This is a genomic window from Microbulbifer sp. SE14 (assembly GCF_059834885.1).
Genome location: NZ_JCBAJA010000024.1, coordinates 1 through 17903 on the forward strand (window position 1 = coordinate 1; position 17903 = coordinate 17903).

A 17903-nucleotide genomic window follows, 5' to 3' on the forward strand; every position below is an offset into this window, starting at 1 on the left:
CGGAATTCCGGGCTGAAATTTCTCTTCTTCGTCATCATATCCACCTGACTTTCTCTGTGAGTGATCATACACTCAAAACCAGGTGACCAGATTCACTATGCCACTACAATTAATCTGATTGTGCAACTGGCTCGTTACGGCGTCATATGCTTCGGCCTGACAAGGGCTGTACATAAAATGCTCAATATTTGGATGTGCCGCAGCGCTATCTCCGACCAATACCGGCCAGCCATGTTCAGCGAGTATCTCTTTCAGACGCGACGCCGCTATCCGTTCCAATTCATTATATACAAGGCGCCCGTCGAATTCGGTATGGCGTGAAACAGCGCGCCAGGCCAAATGCTGCCCGAAGAATGCCTAAGCCAGCCGGCTACGAGTCCGACTCCGAAGGGCAGCAGGATAACGATGGGCCAAAGCTGGGGGGCGAAGATCAGGACCAGGAGATGCGGTGCGAGAAAGATGCTCGCTTGAATTAGATTGGCTTTCCAAAAGGACAGCCGACGGAAGAGTGCTCCAGCGATGAGGCCACGGAACACTAACTCCTCCGGTATCCCGGTCGCAATGAATCCATAAAAGAGCGCAGAAGAAACCGAGACGACTCCTGCGGCAACACCAGCATAAGGTCCGAGCATTGAGCCCTGGAACGTGCTTGCCCAAGATGAAATCCATATGGTCGGCAAGATCACAAACGCGGTAACAATGCAGGCATATATGTAGGATTGCACGTTCCCCAGGGACAGGCCGAGCCTTCCTGCAATCTCGGGAAGTTGGATCCCTCTCCAGAGGCGAAGGACCGCGATATAGACGAAGACAGGCACGAGAAACGGGAGGGCATTCTGTAAAGCCTTGCCAAGCGTCATCATTTCCATAGGTTGACCACGTAATGCCGCCAGCGGGGGCGACTTGCCTTGTGCGCGTTCTGCGTGGAAATGGGGGTGAAGCGCAACCAGGCATTTGATGGGCACGCTTCGCTTTGCCCATCCTACTGCGGGCATGCAGGCCGGCGAGCCGGGCCGTGGCTCTCGGCTTACCAGTCGTGCATGGACCCGTCCTCCAACCGGTTCACCGGCAGGTAGGCCCGCTTGTACGGATATCGCTGCGCCAGCGCCTCGTCGATATCCACTCCCAGCCCCGGCGCCTCGCCGGGATGCAAATAGCCGTCGGCGAACTGGTAGTGGTGGGGGAAGACGGCGTCGGTGTCGGCGGTGTGGCGCATGTACTCCTGGATGCCGAAATTGGGGATCGACAGGCCGAAATGCAGTGCCGCGGCCATGGTAATGGGCGACAGGTCGGTGGCGCCGTGGCAGCCGGTGCGCACCTTGTAGAGTTCCGCCAGATTGGCGATGCGCTTCAGGTGGGTGATGCCGCCGGCGTGCAGCACCGTCGCGCGGATATAGTCGATCAGCTGTTCCTCGATCAGCTGCTTGCAGTCCCAGATGGTGTTGAACACCTCGCCCACCGCCAGCGGGGTGGTGCTGTGTTGGCGGATCAGGCGGAAGTTGGCCTGGTTTTCCGCCGGCACCGCGTCCTCGAGCCAGAAGAGGCGGTAGGGCTCCAGGTCTTTGGCCAGGCGCGCCGCCTCTATCGGCGTGAGGCGGTGGTGGACGTCGTGCAGCAGGTGCACATCCCAGCCCAGCTGTTCCCGCGCGGCGGCGAAGAGTTCCGGTGCGCTCTGCAGGTATTTTTCCGTGGACCAGATATTTTCGGTGGGCAGGTCCGCGTCCGCGGGCTCGTAGAAATCCTTGTCTTTGGAGACGCCGTAGGTGGATTTGAGGCCGGGCACGCCGGACTGCAGGCGCACGGCGCGGTAGCCGCGCTCGATATAGCGCCGGGCTTCTTTCAGGGTGTCCTCGATGGTTTCGCCGTTGGCATGGCCGTAGACCATGCAGCCCTCGCGGCAGGCGCCGCCGAGCAGCTGGTACAGCGGCAGGCCGGCGAGCTTGGCTTTGATGTCCCACAGGGCCATATCCACCGCGGCGATGGCGCACATGGTCACCGGGCCGCGGCGCCAGTAGGCGCCGCGGTAGAGGTACTGCCAGGTGTCCTCGATTTTGTGGGCGTCGCGGCCGATCAGGCAGGGGATGACGTGGTCTTCCAGGTAGCTGGCCACGGCCAGTTCGCGCCCGTTCAGGGTGGCGTCGCCGACGCCGTGCACGCCGGCGTCTGTCTCTATTTTCAGGGTGACGAAGTTGCGCCCGGGGCTGGTGATGATGACGCGGGCGGCGGTGATTTTTGGCATGGATTCCTTCTTCCAAGAATTTGGGGTTGACGCTGTAGGAGCGGCTCGGCCGGAAGCGGCCCGTGGCCGCGATCGGCAGTGGTTTCAGCCAGAGAAGCCTTGTTGCCCTCTCCCCCAGCCCCAGTGACTCGCGCCGTCCCTGGCGCTCGCCCGCTTCGCGGGCGCCTTCGGCGTCCAAATCGGCTGTCCTGCCGATTTGTCCCGCAAGCGGGAGAGGGGAGCGGGCCTGCGGCCCGCGCGGGCGAACACAAGGTTCGCCCCTACGGCCGAGTTCCGAGTCCCGAGTCCCGAGTTCCGAGTCCCGATTAAAGCCCTTCGAGATCGAGTTCTCGCAGTGCCTGTAAGTGCCCCTCGAGGGTGTCCTCTCCTGTATAGGCCACTGCGCGCCATTTTTCCGTTGCGGTCATGGAGCCGCCGGGGGCCAGGGTTTTGTAGGGTGCGTGTACTTCCAGTTCCAGCACGCCGCTGTTTGGGTCGGCCGGGTCCTGTTCCAGGTAGAGTTCCACCTGTCCCTGGTCCGGGTGGATCGACTCCCGCGGCTGCTGCGGGAATTCGATCGCGAACAGCTGGCCGCGGGTGAAGACGGCGATCCAGCCGGCGGCGGGTTCTATAAAGGCCTTGGCCTTGATCTTTTCGCCGCGGGCGAAATCGAAAAAGCCGCGCTGGCGTTTTTCCTTATCCGCCTCTGCCTCGGCGGACATTTCCGGGAATTTCTCCAGGCGCAGGTCGCGGTCGAAATCAGTCACCGGCACATAGATGCGGGCGTCCGGGCCGACGCGGGTGTTGAACCAGATATCCCAGCTGACACTCTCGTCGCGGCGGTTGGTGGCTTGCACCCGGTGCAGCAGGGCATCACCTTGCAGCGCAAACTCCTTGGTCAGCTGCAGGCCGGTGACCGGGCTGACGGGGGAGACGATTTTTGCCGAGGTTTCGTTCATCTCGGCCAGGCTGTAATCGCTCAACACGGTAAAGGGGTCCGGCGGCCACACGGCCTTTTCCGCGCGGCGTTCGGTGTTGACGGCCTGCTGTTGCCACCAGTCGCCCTGGGGGCCGGGCCAGACGATATGGCCGAAGTAGGGGATAGCCCCCGCCTCTGCGGAGACCTTTGGATCCGGCTGCTCTGTCACCGCGGTGCCCAGCTTCAGCAGGTTGTCCATGCCCGCGGCGGAGAAGCCGAGGCCGCGGCCGCCGATCTGCGGCGTGAAGCGGTAGCTCAGGTGGTCGTTTTCCAGGGTGTGTACGGCCGGTTGTGCCTGCGCCGCACCGGCACAGGACAGGGCCGCGAGCAGCAAATAGTACTTAAATGATTTATTCATGGCTCAGTCCGCAAAGGCACTCAGGGTCCGGATACTGCCGTCGTCGTTGTGGGCCAGCGGCATCATCTTCACGTTGCGCAGGTGGGTCTGGCCGCCGGACAGCTGGGTGTCGTGGTAGAAGAGATACCACTGGCCGTCGAACTCGGCGATGGAGTGGTGGTTGGTCCAGCCCAGCACCGGTTCCAGCAGTACGCCGCGGTAGGTGAAGGGGCCGTAGGGATTGTCGCCGGTGGCGTAGGCAATATTGTGGGTGTCACCGGTGGAGTAGGAGAAGTAGTAGGTGTCCCCGTACTTGTGCAGCCAGGCGGCCTCGAAGAAGCGCTTGTCGTTGTCGCCGGCGGCAATGGGTTTGCCGTCCGGGTACTGCAGCAGGATTTTTTTCGGCTTCTCGGCGAAGCTGAGCATATCGTCGGAGAGTTTTGCCACCATCGGCGCTATGGCCGGCTCACTGGCGGCGGGGTAGCTGTCCTCCGCCACGTACTCCCCGGTCTGCCAGCGCTGCAGCTGGCCGCCCCAGATGCCGCCGAAATAGAGGTAGTGCTCGCCGTCGTCCTCGAACACGGTCGGGTCAATGCTGTAGCTGCCGGGAATGGGTTTTTCCATCGCCTTGAAGGGGCCGGTGGGGGAGTCGCTCACGGCGACGCCGATGCGGAATATGTCCTGCTTGTCCTTGGCCGGGAAATACAGGTAGTAGTTGTCCCCTTTCCTGGCCGCGTCCGGCGCCCACATCTGCCGCTTGGCCCAGGGTACCTGGTCGACGGACAGGGCCACGCCGTTGTCGGTTACCTCGCCGCCGATTTTGTCCATGGACAGGATGCGGTAGTCGCGCATCGCGAAGTGCGCGCCGGTGTCGTCCATCGGGATATCGGTTTCTATATCGTGGGAGGGGTAGATGTAGAGTTTGCCGTTCCACACGTGGGCTGAGGGGTCGGCGGTGTAGATGTGGTTGACCAGGGGCTGGGAGGTAAACTTGCGCTCCTGGGCCATGCGGCGGTTTTCGGCTTCTTTCTGGATGACGTCGGGGACTTCTTCCGCGGCGGCGGACATTGTGGTTCCCAGGGCAAGCAGTGCGATAAAGAGCTTCTTCTGCATCATCGTTGTTTTTCTCCGGCTTTATTGTTTGATATCAAATACGGTTTCTTTGTAGGAGCCTGCTTGCAGGCGAATCGCGACGGAGCTCCGTTCTTTTTCGCCTGCAGGCAGGCTCCTACAGGGGGGCGATCGGCCGGGTTCGCGAATTCACGTTTCCACCGTCAATGTAACCGTTTTTAAATCGGTGGAATTGGGCCCAACCATAATCTCGAATTCCCCCGGCTCCACCAGCCGCTGCATGGCGCTGTTCCACAGTGACAGGGCCTGTGAATCCAGGGTGAATTCGATTTTCCGTTTCTCCCCCGGCTGCAGGGATACGCGCTCGAAGCCGCGCAGTTCCTTCACCGGCCGGGTCACCGAGGAGACCCTGTCGCGGATATAGAGCTGCACCACCTCGTCGCCGGCGCGCTCGCCGGTATTCTGTACTTCCACTGTTACCTTTACGCTTCCATCGGACTTGATCGACTGTGCCGACAGCTGCGGCGCGCCTATCTCGAACTCCGTGTAGCTGAGGCCGAAGCCGAAGGGGAACAGCGGACTCTTGTCGTCGAACAGGTAGCCGCGCCGGGCGCTGGGTTTGTGGTTGTAGTAGAGGGGCAGCTGGCCCACGTTGCGGGCGAAGGTGAGCGGCAGCTTGCCACCGGGATTGGTGTCGCCGAAAAGTGCCTCGGCCAGGGCGGTGCCGCCCTCCTGGCCCGGGTACCAGGCCTCGATCAGGCCGTTGGCGCCCGCGGCGATTTCCTCCAGCGCCGGCGGGCGGCCGTTGATCAGCACCACGATCACCGGCTTGCCCAGCGCGAACATCGCCTGCGCCAGTTCCTCCTGTTCGCCGACGAGGCGCAGGCTGGACCTGTCCCCCAGGTGGTTGCCTGCCCAGGCTTCGCGGCTGGTCTGCTCGGTATCGCCGAGGGCCAGCACTATGGCGTCGGCATCGCGGGCCGTCTCCACCGCCTCGCGGATGCGCTGCAGGTTTTCCCCGCGGTCGGCGAGCTGCACCTCGCTCGCCCACCAGTCGCTGCTTTCGGTGATGCGCGCGCCCTCGGCGTAGCGCACCTCGCCGGGGAATCGCGCCCTGATGCCGTCCAGCAGGCTGACCCGCTGGCGCGGCAGGCCGGAGTAGCCGCCCAGGCGCGCCACCGCGGCGTTGGGGCCTATGACCGCCAGGGTTTTTATTGCCGATTCATCCAGGGGCAGGGCGCCGTCGTTTTTCAGCAGCACCAGGGATTTGCGCGCGGCCTCCAGGGCCAGTTGGCGGGTGTCGGGATCTTCGATGACCGCCTCGGCCCTGTCGGCATCGGCGTAGGGGTTCTCGAACAGGCCGGCGTTGAATTTCAGCCTGAGCATGCGCCGCACTGCCTGGTCCAGTTGCGATTCGGGGACGCGGCCGCCGCGCACCGCGTCGGCGAGGGTGGGGTAGGCGCGGCCGTCCGGGAGTTCGGAGTCCACGCCGGCGTCCAGGGCGGCGGCGGCTGCGGATTCCATATCCGGCAGCAGGTGGTGCAGGTCCACCAGTTGTTCGATCGCCTCGTAGTCGCTGACCACGGCGCCCTCGAAGCCCCACTCGCCGCGCAGCACGTCGTTCAGCATCCACTTGTTCACGTGGCTGGGCACGCCGTCTATCTCGTTGTAGGAGGCCATCAGTGCGCCCAGTTGCGTGCGCCTGACCACCTGCTCGAAGGGCGGGAAGAAATATTCGCGCAGTGTGCGCTCGCCGAAGGGCGCCGCGCCCACGTTGATGCCGCTCTCCGGCTGGCCGTGGCCGGTCATATGCTTGAGGGTGGCGAAGACGCGGTCGTCCGCCAGCGGCAGACTGTCTCCCTGCAGCCCCCTGACCGCGGCCACGCCCATCTCGCCCACCAGGTAGGGGTCCTCGCCGAAGGTCTCCTCGATGCGTCCCCAGCGCGGGTCGCGGGCGATATCCACCACCGGCGACAGCACCAGCGGCACGCCGCGGGCGCGCACCTCGCGGGCAATCACCCGGTTCACCCGCTGCACCAGTTCGGTGTCCCAACTGCTGGCCAGGGCTATGGCCTGGGGAAAACTGGTGGCATCGCGAGTCGCGTAGCCGTGCAGCGCCTCGGCGTGGAAGAGCACCGGAATGCCGAGGCGGGTTTCGTTCAGCGCGTAGTCCTGCACCGCGTTGATAAATGCCACCGTGTTGCGCGGGCTGCGCCAGCGCTGGCCGCCGCCCTCCCCGGTGTCGGGCGCGCCGCGGCGGTCGGAGGGGCGGGCGATCTGGCCTATGCCGTGGGGGTGCAGGTCGCGGGCCTTGGCGGGATCGAAATTGAGGTCGGCGTCGACGATATTCGCCTTGTCCTGCCACAGGGTGGTGACCTGGGCCACCTTCTCCTCCAGGGTCATGCGCGCCAGCAGGTCCTCGACCCGCGCGTCCACCGGTGCGCCCGCATCCCGGTAGAGGGTGGCGCTGGTTTTGCCGCCGCTGCAGGCCATCAGTGCGGCCAGTCCGGCGCCGGCGCCGAGGCCGAGAAGCAGTCGGGGCAGTCGTAGTGTTAGTCGCTGTGGGGATAGCACGCTGCTCTTCCTCCCATCGTTATTGTTGTTTTTCAGTTTATGATAGCGCTACCATAATAAATCAGCGCCGGTCTTTGTCAAAGGTTCGGTCGTAACTATTCCCCGTAAATCGATGCGGATTTCCTATGGGCGAGTAGTTACGTTTGGTCAAAGACCGCGCGCAGTCTGAGCGAGAGAAAAACAATAACGAGGATTCGGCGATGCGATGTTCATCCCTGCTGGTGTGCCGCGCGGCACTGCTGCTGTCATTATTGATTGCACCACTGGCCTCGGCCGAGGACGGCTACGACCTGTGGCTGCGCTACCGGCCGCTGGAGCCCGAGTGGCGCTCGGCCTACCGCGAGTCGCTGCGCTCGCTGGTGATGCCGCAATCCCCGTCGCCGACCCTGGCCGCGGCGCGGGGCGAACTCCGGCGCGGCCTGGCGGGCCTGCTCGGCGAGGCGCCAACCCTGGCGGAAAAAATCCGCGGGAAGGGCGCGCTGCTGGTCGGCACGCCGGATTCGTCGCCCCTGATCGCGAGCCTGGAGCTGCCGCTGGAATCCCTGGGGGAGGAGGGCTACCTGATCCGCGGCGTCGACACCGGCGGCCGCAAGGCGATCGCCATCGCCGCCAACAGCGATATCGGTGTCCTCTACGGCGCCTTCCACTTTCTGCGCCTGCTGCAGACCCGCCAGCCCCTGGCGGAGCTGGATATCGCCAGCCACCCGCGCATCCAGTTGCGCCTGCTGAACCACTGGGACAACCTGGACCGCACCGTCGAGCGCGGCTACGCCGGCCAGTCCCTGTGGGACTGGTGGAAGCTGCCGGAATACGCGGACCCTCGTTACACCGACTATGCCCGCGCCAATGCCTCCGTTGGCATCAACGGCACCGTGCTCAACAACGTCAACACCAACGCCGACAGCCTGGCCCCGCGCTATATCGCCAAGACCGCGGCGCTGGCCGACGTATTCCGCCCCTACGGCATCCGCGTCTATCTCTCCGCCCGCTTCAGCGCGCCGGTGGAGATCGGCGGCCTGGAAACCGCCGACCCGCTGGATCCGGCGGTGCGCGGCTGGTGGAAGAAAAAGGCCGATGAAATCTACGCGGCCATCCCCGATTTCGGCGGTTTCCTGGTCAAGGCCAACTCCGAGGGCCAGCCGGGGCCCCAGGACTACGGCCGCAGCCACGCCGACGGTGCCAATATGCTCGCCGCGGCCCTGGCGCCCCACGGCGGCGTGGTGATGTGGCGCGCCTTCGTCTATTCGGACGTCAATCCCGAGGACAGGGCCAAGCAGGCCTACAGCGAGTTCCAGCCCCTGGACGGCCGCTTCGCCGACAATGTGATACTGCAGGTCAAGAACGGCCCCATCGACTTCCAGCCCCGCGAGCCCTTCCACCCGCTGTTCGGCGCCATGGAGGAGACCAACCTGATGCTGGAGCTGCAGATCACCAAGGAGTACCTGGGCTTCGCCACCCACCTGGTGTACCTGGGCCCGCTGTTCGAGGAGGTGCTGGATGCGGATACCTGCCAGGCCGGAAGAGTGGCTGGGGCTAGCTCCCCTCTCCCGCTTGCGGGGGAGGGGCCGGGGGAGGGGGCAAAGCGAGCCGCAGGCCCGTCAATCGCGGCCAACGGCCACTCCTACGGGGATGGAGTGGCAAGCTGCGGGGGAAGCGCCACCGTAGCCCGCGTCATCGACGGCAGCCTGCACGGCTACACCCACACCGGCATCGCCGGCGTCTCCAATATCGGCAGCGACCGCGATTGGAGCGGTTCCATCTTCAACCAGTCAAATTGGTACGCCTTCGGCCGCCTGGCCTGGAATCCCGATCTTTCCGCGCGGGATATCGCCGGGGAGTGGCTGAAAATGACCTTCACCCCGGACCAGCGTTTCGTCGAGCCCGCCCGCGACATCATGCTGCGCTCGCGCCAGGCGGCGGTGGACTACATGACCCCGCTGGGGCTGGCCCACCTGATGGGCACCGACCACCACTACGGGCCGGCGCCCTGGGTCGACGATCTGGGCCGCCCGGAGTGGAATCCCGCCTACTACCACCGCGCCGACCGCAACGGCATCGGCTTCGATCGCACCGCCGAGGGCAGCGATGCGGTGGCCCAGTATGCGCCACCGGTCGCGCGCCTTTTCGGCAGCCGCAGTTCCGTGCCCGACGACTACCTGCTGTGGTTCCACCACCTGCCCTGGGATTACCCGATGGGATCCGGCCGCAGCCTGTGGGCGGAGCTTGTGCACCGCTACGACCGCGGGGTGAATGAAGTGGATGCAATGCGGGACGCCTGGGCTGAACTGGAACCCTTCGTGGACGCGGAGCGCTTCGCCAAGACCGAGCGCTTCCTGGCCATACAGCAGCGCGAGGCGCGCTGGTGGCGCGACGCCAGCATCGCCTACTTCCGCGAAGTGTCCGGTCGCGCGCTGCCCGAGGGCGTGCGCGAGCCCGCGCACTCGCTGGAGTACTACCGGGCGCAGCCGGTGCCCTGAAGTAGTGGGGCGCGGTTGATCTGCCGCCTTTTGCCGGTGTACTTTGCACAGTCATAACAATAAATAGTGCGCTGGCGGCCCGCCGCGGCCTCACCGGCTCCGCCCCCGCGCCTCCCGGCGATTATGAGACACCACATTCGGTCAGCTTTCCCGTTCCTGTTGGCGGCATTCCTGGGTGTCGGCGGCAGCCTATCATCCGCCCTGGAAAGCGATGGTGCGTCGCTGCTGGCGCAGTGCCACCGTTTCGACATACCAGCGCAGCCGCTGGACCGGGCGCTGCTGGAATTCTCCCGCCAGTCGGGCCTGGCGGTGCTGGCCTCGTCGCGGATCGACCTGGCGGGACAGTCGTCACCACTGAGCGGAGAGAAGCCGGCCGCGGAGGCCCTGCAACAGTTGCTGGCAGGCTCGGGGCTCGGCTTCAAACAGGTGGACGGCCAGGGGTTGGTGATACTGCCCCCGTCGGCAGCGGAAGCCGGGCGTGAACCAGCCGCGTCCGGGAAAACCGCCGCAGACAGGCCCACTCTCGAAGAGGTGGTGGTCGTGGCCAGCAAGAGGCACACCAACCTGCAGGACACGCCCATGGCGGTGACCGCCCTCGACGGTGAGCTGCTCGCCGGGCGCGGCATAGACACCCTGTACCAACTCGCCGAGCAGGTGCCCAGCCTGGAGATCGCGCGCAACGGCGATCACACGGCGTCGATGCTCTACCTGCGCGGCGTGGGCTCCGACAACTACACCGAGGCCGGGGACCCGGGTCTCGCCATCCATGTGGACGGCATCTACAGCAGCCGCAGCCAGGGTCCCGCCGCCATGCTGTACGACCTGGACCGGGTGGAAGTGCTGCGCGGCCCCCAGGGCACCCTGTTCGGGCGCAACTCCACCGGCGGCGTCATCAACTACCACACGGCGAAACCGGAAGGGGAAGCCTTCTCCCGCGTCGAAGCCACCCTCGGCAACTACCGGCGCAGGAAGCTGAGCGGTGTGGTGAACCTGCCGGTGACCGGCGACTGGGCGCTGCGGCTTGCCGGCGTCTCCGACGAATCCGACGGCTATACCCGATTCGCCCCCGGCTCTGCATCCACCGCCGCGGCGCGGCGCTACAACAATACCGACCTGTTCAGCCACCGCCTGAGCTCCGACTGGCAGCTCGACGACGGGCTCAACTGGTGGTCCAGCTACGAGCGCTTCGAAGACCGCGGCGCCGGCAGCCTGCCGGTGGCGGACTACGACACCCCGGTGCTGATCGACACCCCTGGCCGCACCGACCTGGTGCAGGACAGCTTTCGCAGCCGCCTGCAGTGGACCCTGGATAACGGCATCGACCTCACCTACATCAGCGGCTACAGCCGCATGCGGCGCAGCCAGATCTGGGATGGCGACCGCAGCGGCGCCCCGGGCAGCGAGACGGACCCCCTGATCTACCACCAGAGCCACCACACCGTCTGGGCCGAGAACGTCTCGCGCCAGCACGAACTGCAGCTAAAGAGTGGTGACGACGAGGCGCTGCGCTGGCTGCTGGCCTATTTCGATTTCCGCGAGCGCAACGACATCCGCTTTGATCTCGAGCACCAGGACAGCGACGGCAGCGGCTGGGGCGGCGCGCCCTCGCACAGCTTCCAGCAGCCGGACCGCGGCTCGCGTCTCGCCGCCGTCTACGGCCAGCTGGATCTGGACCTGTCGCCCCGCTGGCAACTGTCCGCTGGTGCCAGGAGCGGGCGCGACCAGCGCTACGACCGCGGCGGGCGCAATATCGGCTGCCCGGACCTGATCCGCGCCGACCGTGGCGGCGCACTGGGCCCGGTGGCGGTCAACCGCGAGTCCGCACAAGAGGGCCAGTGTTTCGTCAGCAATTACAACGACGTGTCCCGCTCCTGGCGCAGCACCACCCAGATGGCGCGGCTCTCCTACAAACCGGGCAAGCGGACCCTGCTCTACCTTCTCTACGCCGAGGGTTTCAAGCCGGGCATGGTCCAGGACGGCGGTGGCCTGGCCGGCGTCTACGGCGGCGGTGACGATCCCGCCTTCCGCGCGGCCCTGGCGGAACTCATCGCCCGCAACAACAGCGACGACCCCGACGTGCGCGCCTATGTGGAACCCGAGACCAGTGCCAACCTGGAACTGGGTTTCAAGCTGGGCCTCCTCGACGGCGCCATGACCGTCAACGGCGCCCTGTTCGAGACCCATTACCGGGATCTGCAGGTATCCGGCGTCGCCGTGGACGAGCGGGGTTTCGAGCGGGTGCGCAGCACCAACGCCGCCTCAGCCACCATTCGCGGCCTGGAGCTGGAGCTCAACTGGGCCGCCAGCCTCAACGGACGCCTCAGCGGCTTCGTGTCGCTGCTCGACGCCCGTTACGACCGCTTTCTCGGCGTGGACAACGACTTCCCGCGCTACGGCCGGACCTGGAACCCGGCTGCCGCCGGTGCCGACAATCCGGATCTGGTGGATTTCAGTGGCAACCGACTCAAGCAGGCGCCGCGACTCAGCTTCGGCCTCAACTACAGCCACAGCCTGATGGTCCGGGATCTGCTGCGGCTCACCTCGCGGCTCGGCCTGCGCTACTCCGACGAGGTCTTTTTCGACGAGGCCAACCGCGGCCAGCGCAGCGGTGTACTGCTGGACAACCGCACCGGCCTCTGGGTGGAGGATCCCAACGGTTCCGCCGCGAACATCGATTTCCAGCCGGCCTACTGGCGCTGGGATGCCGGCATCAGAATAGAGCCCGGCGCCGGCAACTGGTGGCTGGAGCTGTACGGCGAGAACCTGACGGACGAGGTGGTGCGCTACGACGTGCAGACGCCGGAACTGGAGCACCCGGAATTCTACCTGGCCCCGCCCCGCACCTTCGGCGTTCAGTTGGGGCTGCAGTTCGATTGACCGGCCCTGTTTTTTCAGTTGGTGGGGGGACGATTGCCGGTGCCCCTGCGTCCCAGTTGGGCGAGATGAGAGAATAACAACAGTGAACGATAGCCATGCTGCAAGCGCGTGCCGGCTTCCCGGTGCCTGAAAAGACGGCAGAAAACAGCGAGGGATCCCGCAACAAGACCCTCGGCGACTACTACCGCGAGCACCATCCGGAGTTGTGCCGCTACGCCACCAATAAGTTCGGGCTGGGCGTGGCCGAGGCCGAGGACCTGGTGCAGCTGGCCTTTGCGCGCTTTGCGCCCCAGTTCGAGACGGTGGAGGTCGAGAACGTCCGCGCCTTCCTGTACCGGGCGGTCAACAACGCCGCCATCGACCAGTTGCGCCGCAACCAGGTGCGCAGGAGCTTCGCGCAGGCGGTGCAGGGAGACCCGGAGCGGGAGGTCGACAGCCTGAGCCCGGAAAGGGCAGTGGCGGGGCGCCAACTGCTGGGGTTGATCAGTCGCGTGCTCTGGAGCATGCCGCACAAGCGGCGCAGGCTGTTATTGATGAATCGTGTCGACGGCCTGTCCTACGCGGAAATCGCGCGGCGGGAGGGCCTGTCGCAGACCGTCGTAAAGAAACATGTGGCGAAGGCGCTGGCGGCTTGCCAGGCCGAGCTGCGAGCCAATGGTGGAGACTTGTGATGGCGCAGGGGCGCAATCGGAAGCTTGTGGATGACCGGGCGCGGGAGTGGTTCATGCTCCGGCACGAGCGCCATCTCAGTCCGCGGGAAGAGACAGAATTCGAACAGTGGCTGGCGGAGCCGGCACACGGCGCCAGCTACCGGCAACTGGAGCGGATCTGCGAAGGCCTGCGGGCGATTGACGCCACCGAAGGGGCGCGGCTGCGCGCCGAGCCCAATGGCTGGTGGGCAAGCGCGCGCGATTTCCTTGCGCGCACATTGGCGCCGGCCCCGGTACTCGCGATGGCACTGGTGATGGTTCTGGCCATCGGCATAGTCTGTATCGACACGCCGTGGAATCGCTCCCCCGCAACCAGCAGCTACGTCACCGGGATAGCCCAGACGCGCACCGTCACCCTGGCGGATGGCAGCGAAATCACCCTCGGCGCCGACTCGCGCATCGAAGCCAGCCTGGGCGAGCGCCGCCGCGACCTGGTGTTGGTGAAAGGCCAGGCATTTTTCGCCGTCGCCGGCGATCCCGCGCGCCCCTTCTATGTCGCCGCCGGCGATACCCGCGTCAGGGTGGTGGGCACCCGCTTCGAAGTGCACCGCGCCCCCGGCGGCGTCAAGGTCGCCGTGGAAGAGGGGATAGTGGATGTGAGTCGCGAGAGCAGCCCGGGCGGCCCCGGGGAGGCAGCCAGTGAAGTGCGCCTGCTCGCCGGCCAGGCCGTGCGCATGGGGGCACAGGGCAGCGGGAAGGTCGAACCGGTGATTCCCGAGGAGCTGGCCGGCTGGCGCCAGGGCAAACTCATCTACCGCGATGCGCGGCTCGCGGAAGTGGTGGCGGACGCCAACCGCTACCGCCAGGGCAAGATAGTGCTCGGCGCGCCGCAGCTGGCGGAACTGCGGCTGACCACCTCCTTTTCCGCGGACCAGGTCGAGACAATGCTCTCCATGCTGGAGAAATCCCTGCCGGTCAGCGTCTACCGCGAAGCCGGCGACCGCGTGGTGATATGGCCGCGGGCAGCGGCCGATTGAGCAAACCCCGAAAGCTCAGGGCTCCCCTTCCCCACTTGCGGGACAAATTTGACGGGATCAAATTTGGACGCCGACGGCGCCCGCGAAGCGGGCGAGCGCCAAGGATGGCGTGAGTCAACGGGGCTGGGAGAGAGGGGCGGTAAAAAAGAATGCCGACAGTGGGGGGAGCCCCGGCGTCGGCTTAGTGCCACAAAGTGAGCAGCCCCTCTCCCCCAAAAGCCCATACCGGGGGGGACGATTCGACTCCTCCATCCGTTTCATGCCTGTGCGCAGGACAATTGACGAAATGCGCGTCCGCTGAGTTGTTAAGCGCTACCACTCAATTGGCCTTTATTACCGTAAGAGCTGTAAAGAGCTTGAAATAAAGTGAGAAATGGCTTTACTATTTTATGGTAGCGGTAACATTTTGTCCGGGATGTACCACCCGGGAAGCAACACAATAACCAAACCGCTGGAGCACTCTCGGAGGTGCGTGGTCGGGGGTAAGGCCCGGCGGGAAAATCCGATGAGGGGAGACCTTGTATGTATAAAAAGAAAAAACTGTCCGAAGTCATCATGGTGATGGCCGCAATGGCCGGAACCCACCAGGCGATGGCCCAGGATTCGTCACAAGCGCTGGAGGAGGTCACGGTCACCGGCATCCGCAGTGCTCTGGAGCGCGCGATGGATATCAAGCGCGATTCCAGTGGTGTGGTCGATGCCATTTCCGCCGAGGATATGGGTAAGTTCCCGAGCACTAACCTGGCGGAATCCCTGCAGCGTATTTCCGGCGTTGCGATCGACCGCCAAAATGGTGAAGGTTCAAAAGTCACGGTTCGCGGCTTCGGGCCCGGTTTCAACCTGGTCACCCTGAATGGCCGGACGTTGCCAACCGCCACAGTCGGGATTATCGGGCAGCGCGACAATTACACTGGTGCCCAGGGGCGCAGTTTCGGATTCGAAAACGTGGCTGCCGAAGGTGTCTCGGGCCTGGAAGTCTACAAGACCGGCAATGCCCTGCTGCCGTCCGGCGGCCTTGGCGCCACCATCGATATCAAGACGATTCGTCCGCTCGAATCGGACGATACGGTAAGCCTATCGGCCAAATCCATCAACGACTTGAGTGCCGGGCCAAACGGCGATGACTGGAAGCCCGAGGTTTCCGGCCTGTTCAACTGGTCCAATGACGATTCGACCTTCGGTGTCGCTCTTACCGGCTCATTTTCCGAGCGCGATTCCGGGGCGGCGATGGGGCAGACGAACGACTGGGTGGTCTCTCGGGGAGACGGCGATTTCATGTCGGATACCAGCAAAGTTCGTGCAGGCGGCGACCCCAGCAACTACCAGAATGTACCCGGTGAGGGCGAATTGTTCGCGATTCCGCAGGACAGTCGCTACGACTACAGCGAAATCAGCCGCAAACGGTTGAATAGTCAGCTCGTAGTGCAGTACGCCCCGTCGGATACCCTGAGGTTTACCGCGGACTACACCTACGTCGACAACGAGCAGACGGAAATGCGGGTCGAGCAGACCAACTGGTTCGCCACGCCGTTTGATGAACTCATCTTCGATGGTGACGGACCTGTCTCCCAGGCGCTGTTCATGCAGGAGAACAACGACGGCACCAAGGACATGGGTTTCGAGCAGACCAATCGTGCCACGAAGGAGTCGATCAACTCGCTCGGACTGAATATGGAATGGGATCTGGCTGACAACCAGACACTGCGGTTCGACGGGCACACCTCGGGGGGCAAGGCGCGGCCGAACAATCCGCTGGGCCACACGGCAACCTTTGTGGCCTTTGCTGCACCGGTTATCTCGCAGCACTCGGTGGACTGGAGAAGTGGTTTCCCGGTTCAGAGTTACACCTTCGACGACTCCGGCAAGGGTAACAACAACGGCGTTATCGACGCGGGTGATCTCGCCACCCAGGCGCAGCGGAGTGCCACGCAGAAACAGGACAGCGACGTTAAAGAGCTGGATCTGCGTTATTCATTTGATTGGGATACAAGCCGGCTCGATTTCGGCGTGAACTATCGCGATACCGAAGTCTACGTGGCCTCGTCCGACACCTATCAGGATCTCGGCACCTGGGGTGCGTCAAATCCGCGGGATCTCGAAGAGCTGGCGCCAGGCCTCGTGGAGGCTTTCTGCCTCGAGTGCCAGTTCAACGATTACCCGGTTGGTCAGGCAGACGCGGCCTTCCGGGGAGACGCAGCCGAGTTGTTCCCGATACTCCAGTTGGCCTATGCGGATAATGCTGTGTCCGTGAACGCCAGTCAGAACTGGGTCGAGGAAGATATCATGGCGTACTATGCCCGCTATCAACTGGACACAGAGTTGGCCGGTATCCCGGTCCAATTGAACGCCGGCCTGCGCTACGAGGAGACGGATGTTGAGTCGACCTCACTGCAGTCCGTGCCGACTGCCATCGTGTGGGGAGCGGACAACGATTTCGTGACCCGGTTCAGCAGCGAGAAGCTGGATGTCGTGGGCACAGCCAGCTACGACCACTTGTTGCCAAACCTTGATCTGAAGTTTGACTTGACTGAAGACCTCGTGGCGCGTCTCTCGTACAGTGAGACCATCGGCCGCGTGCCCTACAGCAATCTCTTCGCCGCGACGTCGCACCAGAATCCGAATAATCCCACCGTACTCGGCGGCCAGTCGGGTGGTAATACGGGCTCTCCGGGCTTGGTGCCGCTGGAGTCAAAGAACTTCGACGCCTCGTTCGAGTGGTACTTCGCGGATTCGAGCTATGTGTCCGTCGGCTACTTTGACAAGACCGTGAAGAACTTTGTGGGAACGGGGGTGTTCAATCAGTCGCTGTTTGACCTGCGCGACCCGACGGCGGGTGTGCCCGGCTCACGCTCGGGTGATGCTCTCGACGTGATTGATGACCTGGGCATCGACCGCTCCCCGGCCAACCTCTTCACGATGGTGGCGCTTATCGACGCGAATAACGGTGACGTTGCCGCAGCGCGGGCAGAGTTCGAGTCCAATCTGAGCGGCGGTCAACTGCCCCAGGAATATGTCGACGAGATTCTCGGCCTTTACGACGTGGAAGCCGACGGTAACGATCCGCTTATGGATTTCCGGGTCAGCAAGCCTATCAACGAAGAGGACGCAAGGATCGATGGCTGGGAAATCGCCGGGCAGCACTTTTTCGGTGAAACCGGCTTCGGTATTGCGGGCAGCTATACGATAGTGAACGGTGACGTGGAGGCCGACCCCGGTCAGGATCCGGATGAGAACCAGTTTGCCCTGGTGGGGCTGTCGGACACGGCCAACATGACGCTGATTTACGAGGACTACGGCTGGTCTGCCCGCCTTGCCTACAACTGGCGCGACGACTTCCTCAACGCCACCAACCAGGGCGGAAGCAGGAGTCCGCAGTACACCGAGGCATATGGGCAGTTTGACTTGAACGTCACATACGACCTCAACGATAACTTCCAGTTGCAGTTCGAAGGCATCAACCTGACCGGCGAGGATCACTTGCAGTATCGCCGCAAGGAGAAAATGGTCATCTGGGCTTACGAACTCGAGCCGCGCTATGCCTTGGGCCTGCGGTACAAATGGTAAACCCTTGACTTGAGCGAGGCAGGAAGGGCCGCCGCAATGGCGGCCCTTCTTTTTATCGGGATCAGGGTCCGTTAACGCACTTGAATGGCTGTAGTATTCGCGCCAGACTGGTTTTGCGT

General features: G+C 64.1%; 10 protein-coding genes. 5 read left to right on the forward strand and 5 right to left on the reverse strand.

The genetic code is table 11. From position 1 onward, the window contains the following. Positions 1 to 266: 266 nt before the first annotated feature. The 5 genes from AC6R19_RS16100 to AC6R19_RS16120 form a co-directional block, all read right to left on the reverse strand. Positions 267 to 869 (reverse strand): CPBP family intramembrane glutamic endopeptidase, encoded by a 603-nt coding sequence (locus AC6R19_RS16100; RefSeq protein ID WP_500580865.1) that lies wholly within the window; start codon positions 867 to 869, stop codon positions 267 to 269. A gap of 158 nt (positions 870 to 1027) precedes the next feature. Next, positions 1028 to 2239 (reverse strand): D-mannonate dehydratase ManD, encoded by a 1212-nt coding sequence (gene manD / locus AC6R19_RS16105; RefSeq protein ID WP_500580866.1) that lies wholly within the window; start codon positions 2237 to 2239, stop codon positions 1028 to 1030. Positions 2240 to 2544: 305 nt separating this feature from the next. Beyond that, positions 2545 to 3555, reverse strand: coding sequence for a DUF4380 domain-containing protein (locus AC6R19_RS16110; RefSeq protein WP_500580867.1), 1011 nt, complete (start codon positions 3553 to 3555; stop codon positions 2545 to 2547). Between the two features lie 3 nt (positions 3556 to 3558). Beyond that, positions 3559 to 4542 carry a glycoside hydrolase family 43 protein gene (locus AC6R19_RS16115; RefSeq protein WP_500580952.1) on the reverse strand — a complete coding sequence of 328 codons (984 nt, stop codon included), beginning with the start codon at positions 4540 to 4542 and terminating at the stop codon, positions 3559 to 3561. A 252-nt stretch (positions 4543 to 4794) separates the two neighbouring features. After that, positions 4795 to 7179 (reverse strand): glycoside hydrolase family 3 N-terminal domain-containing protein, encoded by a 2385-nt coding sequence (locus AC6R19_RS16120; protein WP_500580868.1) that lies wholly within the window; start codon positions 7177 to 7179, stop codon positions 4795 to 4797. A gap of 200 nt (positions 7180 to 7379) precedes the next feature. On the opposite strand from AC6R19_RS16120, the gene AC6R19_RS16125 reads away from it, so the two are divergent. The 5 genes from AC6R19_RS16125 to AC6R19_RS16145 all read left to right on the forward strand — a co-directional run bounded on the left by AC6R19_RS16125 (position 7380) and on the right by AC6R19_RS16145 (position 17784). Next, positions 7380 to 9656 carry an alpha-glucuronidase family glycosyl hydrolase gene (locus tag AC6R19_RS16125; protein ID WP_500580869.1) on the forward strand — a complete coding sequence of 759 codons (2277 nt, stop codon included), beginning with the start codon at positions 7380 to 7382 and terminating at the stop codon, positions 9654 to 9656. A 123-nt stretch (positions 9657 to 9779) separates the two neighbouring features. Then, complete coding sequence (locus AC6R19_RS16130; protein ID WP_500580870.1) at positions 9780 to 12533, forward strand: TonB-dependent receptor; 2754 nt, start codon at positions 9780 to 9782, stop codon at positions 12531 to 12533. A gap of 95 nt (positions 12534 to 12628) precedes the next feature. Beyond that, complete coding sequence (locus tag AC6R19_RS16135; RefSeq protein WP_500580871.1) at positions 12629 to 13204, forward strand: RNA polymerase sigma factor; 576 nt, start codon at positions 12629 to 12631, stop codon at positions 13202 to 13204. Beyond that, entirely contained in the window at positions 13204 to 14220 is a 1017-nt protein-coding gene (locus AC6R19_RS16140; RefSeq protein ID WP_500580873.1) for a FecR family protein, read from the forward strand. The genes AC6R19_RS16135 and AC6R19_RS16140 overlap by 1 nt, the downstream gene beginning before the upstream one ends. Positions 14221 to 14742: 522 nt before the next feature. Continuing rightward, positions 14743 to 17784, forward strand: coding sequence for a TonB-dependent receptor (locus AC6R19_RS16145; protein WP_500580875.1), 3042 nt, complete (start codon positions 14743 to 14745; stop codon positions 17782 to 17784). The last annotated feature ends 119 nt before the right edge of the window (positions 17785 to 17903 follow it).

What these genes read in the sequence shown, in the direction of transcription:
- AC6R19_RS16140 (WP_500580873.1), top strand. Translation starts at nt 13,204, where the DNA reads ATGGCGCAGGGGCGCAATCGGAAGCTTGTGGATGACCGGGCGCGGGAG.
- AC6R19_RS16110 (WP_500580867.1), bottom strand. Translation starts at nt 3,555, where the DNA reads ATGAATAAATCATTTAAGTACTATTTGCTGCTCGCGGCCCTGTCCTGT.
- AC6R19_RS16100 (WP_500580865.1), bottom strand. Translation starts at nt 869, where the DNA reads ATGGAAATGATGACGCTTGGCAAGGCTTTACAGAATGCCCTCCCGTTT.
- AC6R19_RS16135 (WP_500580871.1), top strand. Translation starts at nt 12,629, where the DNA reads ATGCTGCAAGCGCGTGCCGGCTTCCCGGTGCCTGAAAAGACGGCAGAA.
- AC6R19_RS16115 (WP_500580952.1), bottom strand. Translation starts at nt 4,542, where the DNA reads ATGGCCCAGGAGCGCAAGTTTACCTCCCAGCCCCTGGTCAACCACATC.
- AC6R19_RS16125 (WP_500580869.1), top strand. Translation starts at nt 7,380, where the DNA reads ATGCGATGTTCATCCCTGCTGGTGTGCCGCGCGGCACTGCTGCTGTCA.
- AC6R19_RS16145 (WP_500580875.1), top strand. Translation starts at nt 14,743, where the DNA reads ATGTATAAAAAGAAAAAACTGTCCGAAGTCATCATGGTGATGGCCGCA.
- AC6R19_RS16130 (WP_500580870.1), top strand. Translation starts at nt 9,780, where the DNA reads ATGAGACACCACATTCGGTCAGCTTTCCCGTTCCTGTTGGCGGCATTC.
- manD (WP_500580866.1), bottom strand. Translation starts at nt 2,239, where the DNA reads ATGCCAAAAATCACCGCCGCCCGCGTCATCATCACCAGCCCCGGGCGC.